The sequence below is a fragment of the Citrobacter sp. Cb004 genome, assembly GCF_030337065.1.
Lineage (GTDB): Bacteria > Pseudomonadota > Gammaproteobacteria > Enterobacterales > Enterobacteriaceae > Citrobacter > Citrobacter braakii.
Genome location: NZ_JAOWCH010000066.1, coordinates 115,644 through 131,214 on the forward strand (window position 1 = coordinate 115,644; position 15,571 = coordinate 131,214).

Here is a 15,571-nt window from a genome sequence, read left to right on the forward strand (position 1 = left end):
AGAAAAAACGGGAACGCCACGTCAGGGGTTCCCGGTCTGTTATTGATTGAGGACGATAATTGGCGTTCGATGCTCCGGTTCATTTATGACCGTGAGATCGGCACCGTACAGCGCGTTCAGCGACCGTTGCTTCAGGACATCCTGCGGATATCCGTTATCAACTATTCTGCCGCGTTCCATCAATACCACACGGTCGGCATAGCGCGCCGCGAGGTTGAGATCGTGCAGGACGCAGCAGACGTTAAGCTGCCGTTCACGCACCAGACGACGTAGCAGACGAAAAAGGTGCTGCTGGTGGTGAATATCCAGCGCGGAGGTGGGTTCATCCAGAAACAACCATTTCGGCCCAGGCTCGGGCTCCCAAAGCTGAACCAGCAGGCGCGCCAGCTGTACCCGCTGTTGTTCTCCTCCCGAGAGATGCCTGTAATCGCGTGCGGCCAGCGTCTGGCAATCACACAATGCCATGATGTACTCCGTTTCATCGCCCGTGTTGCGCGTACGATACGGATGTCTGCCCATGCGAATGACCTCCTGAACGCTAAACGGGAAGGCCATATGACTATTCTGGCGCATCACGGCACGGGTTTTTGCCAGCTCGGTGATTGACCACTTGTCCAGCGGCTTGCCAAACATGCTACAACGCCCACTGTGGGGCTGCAGATATCCCGTAAGCTGGCGTAGCAGCGTCGATTTCCCGGCTCCGTTCGGGCCAAGAATCGCGATGATCTCTCCATCAGGTAGCGTCAGGGAAACGTCGTCGGTCAATCGTCTTCCCTGAATGTGGTAGACCAGATTTTCAGCGACGATCATGACACCCTCCGGCTACGCAGTATTAACCACAGGAAATACGGTCCACCGATCAGGCTGGTTAACAGGCCAACGGGCATTTCGGCTGGCTGAACAAGTGTGCGGGCCAACGTGTCGGCAATCAGAAGTAAACAGGCACCGGCCAGCGTAGAACAGGGAATCAACCAGCGATGATCGGCGCCGGTCGTCATTCTGATCAGATGTGGGATCACCAGGCCAATAAAACCAATTACGCCGCTGACGGAAACCGCAGCGCCAACCAGGAGCGAACTGAGCAACAGTAACTGCTGACGCTTACGTTTGACGTTTACGCCGAGGTAATGCGCCTCTTCATCACCCAACTGCAGTAAATTAAGCGTTCCCGCCATGCAGATGGTTACAACAATGGCTGGAAGAACAAACGTGCTGGCAACCAACAGCGTTGGCCACTGGGCTTGGCCGAGATTTCCCATCATCCACAATGTAAGTTGACGTAGCTGCTGCTCGTCGCCCACATAGCTCAGTACGCCAATAGCCGAACCGCACAGGGCATTGATAGCGATACCAGCTAACAGCAGTTGCATCATTCCACCGTGGTTATGACGCTGGCTTATCAGGAAAATAATCGTGCAGACCACCATGCTGCCAGCGACGGCAAAAATCATCTGCTCATACAGCACCAGCACTACGGGGAACGAAAATGGGATAACTATCGCGATGCCGACCATCAGCGCGGAGCCGCTGCTGACGCCAAGCAGGCCAGGATCGGCCATCGGATTGCGAAAAAGTCCCTGCATGATGACCCCTGCCGTCGCCAGCGCAGCACCGACCAGAACGGCCAGCAGCACGCGAGGCAGGCGGATGTTTAACCAGATATCACGATATTCGTCGTTGAACAGAGCGCTGAAGCTAATGTTCAGCGCCCCCTGGCTGGCACCGAAGAGCATCAGAGCAACCAGCAAAAGAGAAAGACCCGTCAGGATGCTGACGGAAGAAAGCGAGTCCTTAAGCACGTAACGCTCCATAACGTTTTTGCGGCGCGGAGTTCCCGCGCCGTGAGGGGTTTACGCGGGTTTCAGCCCCGGCTCAACCAAACTGTAAATCTGGTTATTGAGTGCCGGCGCAGTGGCCAGTTCGTGAATATGCTTCGCAACATCTGCACGCATTACAAAGCCGTGACACTCCTGAGCCTGTATTCGTTGTGCCTGGCCGGTGGCTGCACCGTTTAGCAAACCGCCGGGGCGGAGAATGGCGTAGTCCAGTCGACTGGTTTGTAGCCAGCTTTCAGCCAACGATTTTTCCCGTACAGCCTGACCAAATGCGGCCTTTGCGCGTGAAGAAAGAAAAGGCCAACTGTCACCGCAGCCGAGTGAGGTCACCAGAATCATGCGCTTGATCTCCGCTTTTTCTGCTTCATCAATGACGGTTCTGTGCGCCAGATAATCCTGGGCGCCGCCCATGGAGGAGATCACCGTGGCATGTTGACCCGCTGCGCGACAGGCACAGGCGGTGACCTGACTATCGCAGGCGTCGCCGATGAAGACCTGCACACCTTTTTCCTGCAACCCTGCAGCGACCTGTGCGTTGCGAACGACGGCAATCACCGGACGTTGTTCCGCCAGTGCGAGTTCAAGCGTTTTCGCACCGACGCCGCTACCACCCGCACCAAAAATGAGCCATGGAGCCATCAGGCATGTTCCTTTAAAGATGAAGACAACGCGTGAAAGGCGCTGACCTGTTCGGCCAGTAACTGTCGATGTTCATCCCGACCGAGGAAAATTTTGAACATCGCGCTACCCGCCAGGTTAAAGAAGAGAATGGACGCGGTGTCCATTCCCATAAATTTGCGTTCAATCAGGGCAATATGCGTACAGTTTTCTGCCTTGATATGACCGGTCATGCCTTTTTTGCCGCGCAGGTTGAAGTAGCCATGACGGTGGAATCCGGAAGGTAATTCACCGGTGAATTCCAGAATGACATCAGCAGTATGGACCAGGGTGGTGACTTTGCCCCATTCGCTGACGGTTTCCCAGACGGTATCAAATTGATCGCCGGAAACCAGCGTCGGGGAGGGGAGGTTTTTCACCACCTCCAGCAGCGTGGTGTTGTACTGGGCAGCGATAGCTTCCAGCGTACCGTCCGGTTCAGTTTTCAAAAAATCCTGTAAAGAGACATGGCTCATAATTCACTCCTGGTATGGTTGTTCTACCGCAATGCGCGGCGCGTTAAGTGCCTGAATAAGTTCATCAAGAGACTGCAAAATATTGCTTGCCCAAAAACGCCCTTCATTGGTCAGGCGCACACAGGTGCTGGCATCTCGCGTCAGTCCTGCGTGATGCCATTGGGTCAGTAGCGGGGTCAGTTTTTGTGCATGAGGCGTCAGTTCATCCAGCGGAACGCGGGCCGTTTCAATGCCCGCCTGGAGAGTGTGTCGCCACTGGAAACCACGCTCGGCGGTACGCATCATCATCATTAGCGGTTTTTTCCCGGCGGCGATAGATTCATGCCATGTCGTCAGATTGCGCTCGACCATCCAGGAATAGCCATTGACTGATCCCCCGGCGCCTGAGCCGAATGCCAGACAGTCCGCTCCTTGTTTAATCAGCAGGTTGTACAGATTGCGTTCACGCGTGGTACGCGCCCAGTGGCTGTTGCTGATGCAGCGCCAGCCCGCGCTGTCCATGAAATCGCAACCCTGAAGATAGAGATCGCGACGTTCGACGGGAGAGGGAACGGTTGTGCGCCCGGTTTCAACTGCTTTGCCAAGCGGTGTATTGGGGATCAGGTTCAGCGCATAAAGATCTACGCCGTCGAGGCCGATGTCACGGGCAATCGCCAGATCGTCGCCCCACTGTTTTGCATCTTGTCCTGGCAGACCAAACAACAGATCGCATACCACGGCGGCACGATCCCGTTTTACCAGCCCCTGCATAAAGGCAATTGCGGTCGGGCCGTCTGAGGTGCGCGCCATTTTCTTGCGGATCCGGCTGTTAAAAGATTGAATACCGATCGAAAACCGATTGGCGCCAGCGTCAAGGCAGGCATCAATTCGCGCATCGTCAAAATTGAGCACTCGTCCCTCAATGGTAATTTCGCAGTCCGGCGCCAGCGGTAACTTTTCACGCAGCGCGGTGATGATTCTGCCCAGATCCCGTGCTGACAGCGCTGAAGGCGTACCGCCGCCAAAATAGACGGCGTGAATTGGGGCTGACTGATGTAACGCGCTATCGGCTTCCATCTCTATTTCGCGCAACAGCGCGTTGGTGTAGCGGGCGCAGTGATCTTCTTCGAAACGGTTTTGATAAAAACCGCAGAAAGTACAATGCGTTGCACAAAAAGGGATATGCAAGTACACCAGCCGTTTACGCGGCGGGGTAGGCTGGCTGATAACATCCTGCCAGGTTTGTGACAATAGCTCTTTGGCAATCGGGATCGCCCCGCGCCATGGCATTGTGGCGCGGCGATCCTTAAAGGGCTGACTTCCCTCAAGCGCAAAATGCGCGGTGAGATCCAGCGAGTGTTCAGTTTTCATTCTTTTTTATAAATCCAGTTAGTGAGGCCAGAATTGCTGGTGCAGGGCTTCAACCGCATCGGCGACGCGAGGCCCCATACCCAGAATCAGCGCCTGGTCTACCGCCACAATGCGCTGATTTTTCCAGGCCGCAGTGTGGGTAATACCGGCAATCGCGCTCAGACGAGCCAGATCGCCATCCACCATTTGCGACGTCACCACGATCACCTCCGGGTTGGCGGCGATCAGCGACTCCGCGCTGTAACTTTTATACTGCGCGTGGGGGGCGACATTTTGTGCGCCCGCAAGGGTCATAATGGCATCGGCAACGCTGCCCTTGCCGGCGACCTGCGGCGCGCTGCCGCCAGCGGAGAGAATGAACATGGCTTTGACCGGCGCATTTATCGCCGCCACGCTGTGCTGAACACGATCCAGACGTTGATGCAGGCGATTGACCAGCGCTTCACCTTGTTCAGGAATGCGCAGCGTTTGAGCCAGCTCCCGAATGTTGGCGTACATCTGCTCGACGGTGGCCGGTACGCGCGGCAATGTAACGACGTTAACTTTCTGCGCCCGGAGCTGATCCAAAACGATTTGAGGGCCTGCATCCTGCCAGGTGATAAAGCTGTCCGGGTGCAGCGATAAAATGCCCTCGCTGCTTAACTGCTTCCAGTAGCCGATATGCGGGAGTGCGGCAGTTTCAGGTGGGTACGAGGTGGTTTCATCGACGCCAACCACCCGGTTGCCGACGCCCATGGCGTAAATCAGTTCGCTAAGCGAACCGCCCGCCACCACCAGGCGGTCAGCGGACTGGGCGCTGAAAACACAGGCGAGGCTCAGTAAGCCAATCATGAGTTTTTTCATCGTCAGAAATTCCACGCAAAGCCAACAGCGGCATTGAAACCAGCGTCTGGGATAGATTCATGCGCGGTTCTGTAACGCTTGTCGGTCAGGTTGTTGAGCGCGAGGTTGACCTGATACTGGTCCTGCGGACCAAACTCGGTGTTGAATGCGAGGTTTAGCGTGGCCCAGCCTGGGTAGTTTATTTCCGTGGTGCCGGTATTATCTTTGGCGCGGGACGCCGCGCGAATAAAGACATCGGACGTCACGTTAGCGACATTCATCAACCAGGTATGTTTCAGGCCAACGCGCCCGGTCAGCGTGGGTTCGCCGGTATCCCAGGTTTTTATGGTGTTGCCTTCGTATTGACGGCGAATGAGATTACCGCTCAGGTAGGGTGAAACCGCCCAGCCGTTGTATTCTGCGGTTAATTCCAGGCCCCAGGTTTTGGCACGATCGATGTTGTCGTAGTAGTAATAGCCGCCGCGGGAAGAGGTGGTGTTGCCGTTGCAAACGGGTTGGCCTGAACAGGCCAGACTGGCGATATAGTCTTTGGCTTCGGAGTAATAAATAGCACCGTCAATCAGCCACATATTCCCTTTATACCGCGCGCCCAACTCATAGTTATTTGAGTGTTCCGCCTTCAGGTTTGGGTTGCCGTAGGTAACGCTGCCGCCGGCGGATGTCTGCATGAACAACTGAGTAAGCGTGGGGAAGACATAGCCCTGGGCGTATGCAGCCCGGAGTTCAAGATCTTCAAAGCCGGAATAGCGCAGGCTGGTCGAGGTCACCAGTTCATCATCGTGAACGGAATTTCCCCCGGTGGATTGCCAGGTGGTGCCGCTGCTTTGGATAGTTTGCGTATCGTTGCGATTGAGTTTCGAAGACAGCCAGTACTGGCGTGCGCCCACGGTCCACGTCCAGTCATCGGCAAAGCGCCAGTCGTTTTGCGCGAACAGTGAGGTGTTGCTTTGTTCCGCTTCGTTATATGACAGGGTACGGGTTTGCGTATCGAAGAAGCCGGTAGCCGCGGTCTGGCGCGTACTGCCGTCCGTGTCCTGTTTTATTTTGTCATGCTGATACTGAGTGCCAATCACCAGCGTGTTGTTAGCCGGAAGGGAGATATTGCCCTGCAGCGTTACACCCTGGGTATATTGTTTGTCGTTGGTATTGGTTTGATTGCTTACCGTCAGCGCTTTAATCATCGGGCTGGGGATAATCTGGGTCGTTTTGACCCGGTTTTCAAATTTGCGCTCTATTGTCTGGGTGTATGCGTCAAAATGGATGTTCTTCAGGTGATCCCCGTCGGCCGCGTAGTCGTAGAAAAGACCGATTTTCTCGCGTTCCAGCTTAGGAATTTTGACGCTAAAGTCATCGAACTGACCTTCGGGATCGTCAAACCAGGTTTGAGTGGAAAGCTTATAACGGTCGAGTGAGAGTCCAATTTTGTGGCGATCGAGGTTGTAGCCAAGCCACACTCCCTGGCCGTTATTACGGAAGTTGGTGTCGGGCAATCTTCCGTCAGGTGTATCGCGATCCCCCTGGTCGGAATAGCTGCCATTGATGCGGTAGTCAAAGTTACCGATGCTTCCCCAGGCTGCCGCTGACTCTTCCCATCCTGCCGTTGCGGAGTTATAAACAGCCTTAACGCTACCACCCAGAGGCTTATCGCCGCCTTTTTTGGTAATAAAGTTCACGACGCCGCCAATTGCCTGCGAACCGTAGAGGACAGAATAAGGGCCTTTGACCACTTCAATGCGTTCCAGCGCGGATTCGTCAATCAGTAAACCGGCTCCGTAGTTTTGTCCGGCACGTTGGTAGCTGACGACCTGGCCGTCTATCAAAATCAGCACCCGCGAAGAAGCTTCGCCACGGATACGAATTTGTTTCCGACCTGCGAGAGCGTTATCGGTAACTTCGACGCCGGGGATATCTTGTAAATCATCAGCAAGAGAAACGCTGGTGGAGTTTTGTAGCGTCTGGCGATCGATAACCTGAATGGTTGCCGGGCTATCCCAGAGACTACTTTCTGTGCGGTTAGCCGTAACGATTACTGTATCTTCGTCGGACGTTGAACCGTGTGTTGGAGAGGTCGCTGCAAAAGTAGCGCCGGACATGCATAATGTCAGGGCTGAAAGAATAAATGGCCTTTGGTTAATCCGTGGCAACATAAGAGAACCTTTATTGAATGTAAATGATCATCATTATCATTCGCGTTTGTATATAAAATTGTTTCCCTTTGTTCAAGATGAAAGGTGCAGAACCGATACATCTTTTGATTTGAGTCAATTTTGCGTGGTCAATAAATGCTGAAATGTGATCTGAATCGGATATAACAATGTGAATTAAAAGGATTTGTGCATCGCTGTGATGGTGGAAAATGCGCGGGTTCTTGGGTAAAGGATTACGGCAATGTGGGCTATAATGTGGCTCAGTACCAACAAGATCAGCGGGGGGAATGTGAATATTAGCGATGTTGCGAAAAAAACCGGTTTAACCAGCAAAGCGATACGCTTTTACGAAGAAAAGGGGTTAGTGACGCCGCCGCTGCGTAGCGAAAATGGCTATCGCACATACAACCAACAGCATCTGAATGAGCTTACGCTGTTGCGACAGGCACGACAGGTTGGTTTTAACCTGGAAGAGTGCGGCGAGTTGGTGAACCTGTTTAACGATCCGGCGCGTCACAGCGCAGATGTGAAAAAGCGTACGTTAGAAAAGGTGGCGGACATTGAGCGCCATATCAGCGAGCTGCAGGCTATGCGCTTGCATTTGTTGGCGCTGGCGGAGAGTTGCCCTGGCGATGACAGCGCCGAATGCCCGATTATTGATAATCTCTCCGGCTGCTGCCACCACAAAGCGAAGGCTTAACGGAGTGGCGGATTAAGCATAAACACCACCGTGCCACGGTACCACGGTGATTTCTCAAGCTGTGCTTCAGCCTGCGGGTCCCGGCTACCGTTTTGCACCAGCCCCAGCTTAAATGGAATGCGCAGACGACTGAGGGCGGGCAGATACGCCTGATAATTCGGTACCGTGTGACGTCCCTGATAGCTCTGGACCACCAGTTCATCGACCGCCAGCGCGTTCAGCGTGGCGACGTCGCCCGTTTTTGCCCAATCCAGTAGTCCGGTTACGCCAAGTGCAAACTCGGTCGGTAGCCGTTGGCGTAACTGCTGCAGAAAGTAGGCGTAATCGGCAAGCTGATGGGTCGCCGCGTCAAAATCAACCTGCAGGCCGATGACGTGATTTCCGGCCGCCTGCCAGCGTTGCATCAAGCGTATGATGCGCGCCGGGATCTCCTCCGGTACGTCGAGTGTGGTAAAGCGCACGGTCAACCAGATAGAGGGGAAAGTCAGGCGATTAACCGGCAGTCCTAGACGCTGGAACACCACGTTACCTGAACGAACCAGGACTTCGCCCTGATGCAGATAGACTGTTTGTGCGTTTTTCAGCTCGTCACTGGCCTTCACTCCGGACCATAGCCAGAAGGCCGGATGTTCACGGGCGGCGACGATTTCCGCCGCCTGTGCCTGGCCGAGCAGTAGCGCAGTTACCAGTAGTATTTGAGTTTTTGCGCCCACGGACTTCCCGGATACTGCGTTTTCAGTTGGGTGAACCAGCCTTTACGCTGTAGTTTATCTACTTCCTCACCGCCGCACTCGTTAGAGCCTGACGGCGCATAGCACATGATGGCGCGATACAGCGCAAAGCTCTTATCTTCAACCTCTGCTTTTGGCGATGTGATCACCTGCTGGTAGTAGCTTTGCCTGTCGAACTGGCCGAACGGTTTCTTGCGCGAGATTGCTGATTCAAGCACATCGTTGCCGGAGCTGTTTTTCCATAAATCAACGTGGGTTTGCGTAGTGCGGAAAAATTCGCCTAAGCAGTTCAGGGCGTGGGCATCATGCGCTTGTTTGCTCAGAACCGTTACCGTTTCATTGAGGCTGCGACAGGTATAACCGCTCTCGGCAGAGTCGCCGTTCCAGTCGAAAATACTCAGATTAACGTCATCAAACGCTTCGCCAATGACCGGCGGCGTAATGGCGCTGGCCAGTTTTCTGTCATTCAGCCAGTCGTCAAAGCGATGCTCAGTAAGATCCCGCACCAGCAGCGTATGCAGGGCGATGGTACGCTCTTCGTTATTAGGACCGTGGACGGCTTGCTGGCGCAGTAGTTCAGGCGTGGCCTGGGTTTTCAGCACCTGCGAGCGAAAGCGCAGGTTAGTTACTGCGCTTTCTGGGGCGAAAATTGCCGCCACGTCGCCGCTATAAACCAGCGTCGCGGCTAGCTTAGCCTGCACATACTGCTGCTGTTCGTTGTCCTGGCTGAGCTTCAGCAATGTCTGCCAGAAATCACGTGCGGTGGTCCATTTCTGCTGGCCCATCAGCGCTTCGCCGTACAGCACCTGTTCGCTGAAGGCCAGCGTATCGTGGGCCGGAAGTTTCTGCGCCGGAGTAACTGCCGAAATAATCGCCGCGTAGTTGCCCGTTGCCAGCCACAGATTCAGCTGCAGATCGCGCCATAGCGGCAGTTTTTGGCTCTGCTCAAACACCGGTTTGCTGGCGTCAAGCTGGGCCTGCGTCAGCGTTGGTTTGTTGTTGTTATTCAGGCGCAACGCGCGCAGCAGTTCGATATAGCTGACAAGCGGCGCATCGGGGAAAGCCTCCACCACGGACTGTTCGTAGAACGCCATGCCGTAGACATTATCGTATTCGATGACGATCTCACGCAGTTGCTGTGCGTCAGCCGATTGCTGAAGCGTCTGCTCATACAACCCCGCCAATTGCGGCCACGCCTGTAAATACCAGTTGATACGACGCAGCATACCGTGCGAGGAAGCGGCGTACAGGCCTTGCGGGTAGTGTTGCAGATAGGCTTGCGCCAGCGTCTGAGCCTGAGAAGCGTCCTCGCGGTTAATTTTTGTGATATCAAAATCGCCGTACTCGCCCACGCTGTTCTGGCTGCTTTTGTTCAACGCCGCACGTATCAGCATGTATTGCGCGGTCTCAGCCAGCCACGGACGATCGCTTTTGGCTAGCTGAGCGAAATCCTGTTCGGCGCTGGCATAATCACCGGCATAAAAACTGGCGGCTGCTGCCAGATAGCTTTTGTAGGACTGAGCTGGAGAATCTGCCGGGAGGGTGGCAAGCGATGACTCAATCTGCTCGCGGGTTGCCCCGGATAACAGTCCTGTACGCGCCTGGGCCAGGGCCTGACGCTGATTTGCCGTTAACGTTGAGTCGGCCAGCAGTGCGGCAAAAAACGCGCTGACGCTCGCGGTATTGTTCGAAACATGACGGTTCTCAAGCTCAGCGTCGTTGACGTTTATTTCGTCTGCGCTAATGTTCAGTTCGGCTATCTGTCGGGACAGGGGGCTGTCTTCGGCAGATACCTGCGCTGCGGCTGGCTGCGGGGCAATGTCATCCCACTGCGGATGATACGCAAAATAGAAATCGCGGGAGCGGGTGATGTCCGCCGGCATCGACTGCACCGGCAGAGCAAATGATTTCTCCTGGCTCAGCAGCCGCAGCAGGTTATCGCGGCTGTCGTTTTCCGGATTGAAGGTGGGCGTGCCTTTCAGCAGGCAGCTGTCGTCGCTCCATTTGCAGTCTTCCATATCGAAAGAGGCGAATACCTGCGGGGCGGCGACCAATAATGAGCAAAGGGCAAAGGTAAGGGATGTCTTCCTGACCATAGTCTTATTTCCTGTCTTTTCAGTGTGATACCGCTGTAATAATCAGGGTAATTCCCTCAACGGCAATGACTTCAACCTGCGTTCCGGCGCTCAAATCGTCGCGGGCGCTGACGGGCCATGAGCTGTCGCCGACGCGCATATGTCCGCGGCCATTGACCAGGGCGGTTTCCAGAATAAATCGACGGCCAACCAACTGCTGCCCGCGCTGGTTAAGATGGCTGTCGGCGGGTTTCTGATCTTGTACACGCCTTGCCAGCCACTTCCACCACAGCCAGGCTGCCAGCAGGGTGAGTACGGCGAACATCGCCCCCTGCCACGCCCAGTCAAGCGGGATGAGCCACACCACCAGGCCGGTAATCACCGCCGCCACGCCGCTCCACAGCAGATAGCCGTTACCGCCCAGCATCTCGGCGGCGAGTAGCAAACCACCGAGGCTGAGCCAGAAGATGTGCGGGTGCACCAGAATCATCGCTATCATGATTTTTTCCGTTCGCTGGCGCTGTCTTTCACCAGTTCGGCGATCCCGGCAATGGACCCCATCAGGCTGCTGGCATCCAGCGGCATCATCACCACTTTGCTGTTATTCGACGAACCGATGTGCTGCAGCGCTTCGGTGTATTTCTGCGCTACGAAGTAGTTCACGGCCTGAATATCCCCAGCGGCAATGGCCTCCGAAACCATCTGCGTCGCGCGGGCCTCGGCCTCTGCGGAACGTTCACGCGCTTCAGCCTGTAAAAATGCCGACTGGCGTTCACCTTCCGCTTTGAGGATTTTCGACTGTTTCTCACCTTCGGCCTTGACGATTTCTGCCTGACGGATCCCTTCCGCTTCAAGAATATAGGCGCGCTTGGTACGTTCGGCTTTCATCTGCGCGTTCATGGCGTCGATAAGTTCCGCCGGTGGACGTACATCGCGGATTTCAATACGGGTGATTTTAATGCCCCAGGGATTCGTGGCCTCATCAACGATATGCAGCAGGCGCGTGTTGATGTTGTCACGCTGGGAGAGCATTTCATCGAGTTCCATCGAGCCGAGAACGGTACGAATGTTGGTCATGGTCAGGTTGATGATCGCCAGTTCCAGGTTGCTGACCTCATAAGCCGCTTTTGGCGCGTCGATCACCTGAATAAAGCAGACGGCATCGATCGCGACGTTGGCGTTGTCTTTGGAGATGACTTCCTGAGAGGGGATATCAAGCACCTGTTCCATCATGTTGATCTTACGACCGATGCGGTCCATGAACGGTACAACAAGGTTTAAACCCGGTTGCAGGGTTTTGGTGTAACGGCCAAAACGCTCGACCGTCCACTGATATCCCTGCGGGACGATTTTGACGCCAGCACCGACGATGACCAGCGCGACAAAAATGAGAATAGGAATAAAAATGAGCATTGATGAAACCTCCTGTTGTGTTGTCCTTTACTGCCTCATTAGTCAAATTATACCCGATTTATCAGGGTGGGCTCCCCTATAATAAATTACAGGGATAGACTGTCTGCACGAAAGAGGTAAAAAAGGGATTGGTAATGGAAGAAAGCAGCATTCTGCTTCAGTTAAAAAATGTCGCATGGCAGGCAGGGGCGACGCAGGTTCTCAATAACATCTGTTTTAATCTCCGGGCCGGAGAATTTAAGCTGATTACCGGCCAGTCTGGTTGCGGTAAAAGTACGTTACTCAAGATAGTGGCGTCATTAATTAGTCCGACTGCCGGTGAAATTCTCTTTGAGGGCAAGGAGATAAACACTCTTAAGCCTGAAACATATCGCCAGCAGGTTTCTTATTGTGCGCAAACGCCCGCGTTGTTTGGTGACACCGTTTACGACAACCTCATTTTCCCCTGGCAAATCCGCGATAAACGTCCGGATCCGGATGTGTTTCTTGCCGATCTGGCCCGTTTTGAGCTACCCGAAACGATCCTCAAAAAAAACATCAATGAGCTGTCCGGCGGCGAAAAGCAACGCGTCTCGTTAATTCGTAATTTACAGTTTCTGCCAAAAATCCTGCTGCTTGATGAAATTACCAGCGCGCTGGATGAAGCCAATAAACGGAATGTGAACGAATTAATTCACCACTATGTTCGCGATAAGAATATTGCTGTGTTGTGGGTGACGCACGACAAAGATGAAATTAATCATGCGGATAATGTCATAACCCTTCAACCGCACGCCGGGGAAATGCAGGAAGTAAGCAATGAACGAGCATAATATTACCAATGAATCACTGGCGTTAGCGATGATGCTGGTGGTGGTCGCGATACTGATCAGCAACAAAGAAAAACTGGCGCTGGAAAAAGATATTCTCTGGAGCGTTTGCCGGGCGGTGGTTCAGCTTATTATCGTTGGCTATGTGCTGAAATATATTTTCGGCGTTAACCACAGCATTCTGACCTTATTGATGGTGCTGTTTATCTGTTTCAACGCGGCCTATAACGCGCAAAAGCGCAGTAAATATATTGATAAAGCTTTTCTCTCGTCATTTATCGCCATCACGGCGGGGGCGGGGTTAACGCTGGCGGTGCTGGTTCTGTCAGGCTCTATCGAGTTTACCCCAATGCAGGTGATCCCAATTTCCGGCATGATTGCAGGCAATGCGATGGTTGCGGTAGGGCTGTGTTACAACAATCTGGGGCAGCGGTTTAACAGCGAACAGCAGCAAATTCAAGAAAAACTCAGCCTCGGTGCGACGCCGAAAGTGGCCTCCGCGCCGCTGATTCGCGACAGTATTCGCGCTTCGCTGATCCCGACGATCGATTCAGCGAAGACCGTGGGACTGGTGAGTTTACCGGGGATGATGTCCGGGTTGATCTTTGCAGGTATTGATCCGGTAAAAGCGATTAAGTATCAGATTATGGTGACGTTTATGCTGCTTTCGACCGCCAGTCTGTCAACCATTATCGCCTGCTACCTGACCTATCGGAAGTTCTATAATTCACGTCACCAACTGGTGGTGACGCATTTGAAAAAAAACTAATGGAGTACCGGATGGCGCGGGCCTACGGGGAGATTGTAGGCCCGATTAGCGCAAGCGCCATCAGGCAAATGCAGCGGATTAGTACAACAGCGCGTACAGCTGGCGGCGGTATTTCGAGGCCAGCGCATCGCCGGTGCCCAGTGCGGCAAGGATCTCCTGGAAGGTTTTACGCGCCTGACCGTCGGCTGCAGTGAGATCTTTCTTCAGGTGACTGAACAGCAATTCCAGTGATTCCTCGTTACGTCCGACCTGGTGTAACTGAATGGCCAGTTGAGTTGCCAGCGCCGCATCCTGTGGATTGCTGGCGACCTGCTGCTGCAACTGTTGGATTTCAGGCGTATCAGCCGCTTGCTTCAGCAGTTCGATCTGTGCCACCAGGCCCTGATAACGGGTGTCCTGATCCTGCAACGGGATAGTTTTCAGTACCGCTTCGGCTTCGTCAGAACGGTTCAGGGCGATTTGCGTTTCCGCCAGCAGCAGGCCAATTTCGCTACTCTGGTTGGAGATCTGCCAGGCTTCTTTCAGCAGCGGCAGCGCATCAGCGTGATTGCCGGCTTCGATGAGCTCGATCGCCTGGCGCGCTTTCAGCTCTTCCTCGCTCGGCAACACTTTCTCCAGCAGCGCGCGAATAACCTCTTCCGGCTGCGGGCCCTGGAATCCATCTACCGGCTGACCGTTCTGGAACAGATAAACCGTGGGGATCGCGCGCAGACCAAACTGGGAGGCGATCATCTGCTCGGCGTCGCAGTCTAACTTGGCGAGAATAAACTGACCGTTGTACTGAGCAACAAGGCTCTCCAGTACCGGCGTTAATTGCAGACAATGCTGGCTGCGCTCAGACCAAAAATAGAACAGGACCGGCGTGGTCATCGACTGTTCAAGGGTCTGCTGGAGGTTCGATTCGTTAATATTAACAATATTCTGTGTGGACATGGAGTTACTCTCTTTTGTCGATTTCTTGTTACATGGGGGCTGACGCGCGTGCTTCAACTCAACCCTGTAAAATTTTGTCCATTATGCGGCCTGGCAACAGGCGCTTCAGTAGCATAACTGCCCAGGTCACCAGCGTAACCGGATAACGCAGCTTGGGTTTGTCGCTCTCAAACGCATGACGCACTTTGGCGACAACCGCTTGTGGCCCCAGCGTAAAACGCGCGGCAATTCCGGGGTTTTCCACGGGAGCATCGCTCTGGGTCTGGTTGACGTTTTCGGTAAATCGGGTGCGAATAGGGCCTGGCTCAATCAGGCTGACCTTAATCCCGCTGTGGCGCAGCTCCATACGCAGCGCGTCGGACCAGGCTTCCAGCGCATATTTGCTGGCGGCATAGGCCCCGCGCCCCGGCGTTGAGATCAATCCCATTACCGACGAGGTCATCACAATTCGTCCTTCGCCGTGGGGTAGCATGGCAGGTAACAGGCGCATGGTAAGCTGATGTGCGCCAAAGAAGTTGGCGGAAAACTGCTGTTCCATCTGCTCGCGGCTGATGGTGGGCAGTGGGCCATAGACGCCGTATCCGGCGTTGTTAAAGATCCCATACAAACGATTTTCGGTCAGGGCGATCACCGCATCAGCCGCGCGATCTACGCTCTCGGGTGAATCCAGATCCAGCAATATGCCGGTGAATCCCATGCTGTTCATACGCGCCACATCGTCAGGTTTGCGACAGCCTGCCAGAATTTGAAAACCCTGGCGCTTTAGCTCAAGCGCGCTTTCCAGACCGATTCCGCTGGAACATCCTGTTATTAAGACCGATTTTTGCATAACT

Annotated in this window: 16 protein-coding genes; 3 read left to right on the forward strand and 13 right to left on the reverse strand. The window is 54.2% G+C overall.

What is annotated here, in order from left to right; genetic code table 11:
- Positions 1–39 precede the first annotated feature (39 nt).
- Genes OGV65_RS17820 through OGV65_RS17850 form a run of 7 tightly spaced genes read right to left on the reverse strand, consistent with a single transcriptional unit; the run spans position 40 to position 7,308 of the window.
- Positions 40–810 carry a heme ABC transporter ATP-binding protein gene (locus tag OGV65_RS17820; RefSeq protein ID WP_103765964.1) on the reverse strand — a complete coding sequence of 257 codons (771 nt, stop codon included), beginning with the start codon at positions 808–810 and terminating at the stop codon, positions 40–42.
- Positions 807–1,799, reverse strand: a complete 993-nt coding sequence (locus OGV65_RS17825; protein ID WP_016152096.1) for a FecCD family ABC transporter permease — start codon at positions 1,797–1,799, stop codon at positions 807–809. Before OGV65_RS17825 ends, OGV65_RS17820 begins: the two co-directional genes overlap by 4 nt.
- 51 nt (positions 1,800–1,850) lie before the next feature.
- A complete protein-coding gene (gene chuY / locus OGV65_RS17830) occupies positions 1,851–2,474 on the reverse strand; it encodes an anaerobilin reductase (protein WP_016152097.1) in 624 nt (207 codons plus the stop codon).
- Positions 2,474–2,968 carry a heme utilization cystosolic carrier protein HutX gene (gene hutX / locus OGV65_RS17835; RefSeq protein WP_103765965.1) on the reverse strand — a complete coding sequence of 165 codons (495 nt, stop codon included), beginning with the start codon at positions 2,966–2,968 and terminating at the stop codon, positions 2,474–2,476. Before hutX ends, chuY begins: the two co-directional genes overlap by 1 nt.
- 3 nt (positions 2,969–2,971) lie before the next feature.
- Complete coding sequence (gene hutW, locus OGV65_RS17840; protein ID WP_286455290.1) at positions 2,972–4,318, reverse strand: heme anaerobic degradation radical SAM methyltransferase ChuW/HutW; 1,347 nt, start codon at positions 4,316–4,318, stop codon at positions 2,972–2,974.
- An 18-nt stretch (positions 4,319–4,336) separates the two neighbouring features.
- On the reverse strand, positions 4,337–5,161 hold the full coding sequence (locus OGV65_RS17845; protein ID WP_286455291.1) for a heme/hemin ABC transporter substrate-binding protein: 825 nt from the start codon (positions 5,159–5,161) through the stop codon (positions 4,337–4,339).
- A 2-nt stretch (positions 5,162–5,163) separates the two neighbouring features.
- Positions 5,164–7,308, reverse strand: coding sequence for a TonB-dependent receptor plug domain-containing protein (locus tag OGV65_RS17850; RefSeq protein ID WP_286455292.1), 2,145 nt, complete (start codon positions 7,306–7,308; stop codon positions 5,164–5,166).
- Between the two features lie 289 nt (positions 7,309–7,597).
- Between OGV65_RS17850 and cueR the strand changes: the two genes are divergently transcribed.
- The gene (gene cueR, locus OGV65_RS17855; protein WP_029139441.1) at positions 7,598–8,008 is read left to right on the forward strand and encodes a Cu(I)-responsive transcriptional regulator; all 411 of its coding nucleotides are present in this window, start codon (positions 7,598–7,600) and stop codon (positions 8,006–8,008) included.
- Here cueR and OGV65_RS17860 read toward each other — a convergent pair.
- The 4 genes from OGV65_RS17860 to OGV65_RS17875 are packed head-to-tail and all read right to left on the reverse strand — an operon-like array spanning position 8,005 to position 12,227.
- The gene (locus OGV65_RS17860) at positions 8,005–8,721 is read right to left on the reverse strand and encodes a DUF3142 domain-containing protein (RefSeq protein WP_047358025.1); all 717 of its coding nucleotides are present in this window, start codon (positions 8,719–8,721) and stop codon (positions 8,005–8,007) included. The genes cueR and OGV65_RS17860 overlap by 4 nt on opposite strands.
- Positions 8,691–10,835: a PA5441 family protein gene (locus OGV65_RS17865; protein WP_279263499.1), complete on the reverse strand. Its 2,145-nt coding sequence runs from the start codon at positions 10,833–10,835 to the stop codon at positions 8,691–8,693. Before OGV65_RS17865 ends, OGV65_RS17860 begins: the two co-directional genes overlap by 31 nt.
- A 19-nt stretch (positions 10,836–10,854) precedes the next feature.
- A complete protein-coding gene (locus OGV65_RS17870; RefSeq protein ID WP_016152105.1) occupies positions 10,855–11,313 on the reverse strand; it encodes an NfeD family protein in 459 nt (152 codons plus the stop codon).
- On the reverse strand, positions 11,310–12,227 hold the full coding sequence (locus tag OGV65_RS17875) for an SPFH domain-containing protein (RefSeq protein ID WP_016152106.1): 918 nt from the start codon (positions 12,225–12,227) through the stop codon (positions 11,310–11,312). The genes OGV65_RS17870 and OGV65_RS17875 overlap by 4 nt, the downstream gene beginning before the upstream one ends.
- 134 nt (positions 12,228–12,361) lie before the next feature.
- Between OGV65_RS17875 and fetA the strand changes: the two genes are divergently transcribed.
- Together fetA and fetB are read left to right on the forward strand one after the other, a co-directional pair.
- Positions 12,362–13,039, forward strand: coding sequence for an iron efflux ABC transporter ATP-binding subunit FetA (fetA, locus tag OGV65_RS17880; RefSeq protein WP_019076194.1), 678 nt, complete (start codon positions 12,362–12,364; stop codon positions 13,037–13,039).
- Positions 13,026–13,805 carry an iron efflux ABC transporter permease subunit FetB gene (fetB, locus tag OGV65_RS17885; RefSeq protein ID WP_016155894.1) on the forward strand — a complete coding sequence of 260 codons (780 nt, stop codon included), beginning with the start codon at positions 13,026–13,028 and terminating at the stop codon, positions 13,803–13,805. Before fetA ends, fetB begins: the two co-directional genes overlap by 14 nt.
- 78 nt (positions 13,806–13,883) lie before the next feature.
- Here fetB and OGV65_RS17890 read toward each other — a convergent pair whose 3' ends face one another.
- Both OGV65_RS17890 and OGV65_RS17895 read right to left on the reverse strand, forming a co-directional pair.
- Entirely contained in the window at positions 13,884–14,738 is an 855-nt protein-coding gene (locus tag OGV65_RS17890) for a co-chaperone YbbN (RefSeq protein WP_286455293.1), read from the reverse strand.
- Positions 14,739–14,796: 58 nt separating this feature from the next.
- Positions 14,797–15,567, reverse strand: coding sequence for an SDR family oxidoreductase (locus OGV65_RS17895; protein ID WP_286455294.1), 771 nt, complete (start codon positions 15,565–15,567; stop codon positions 14,797–14,799).
- Positions 15,568–15,571 lie beyond the last annotated feature (4 nt).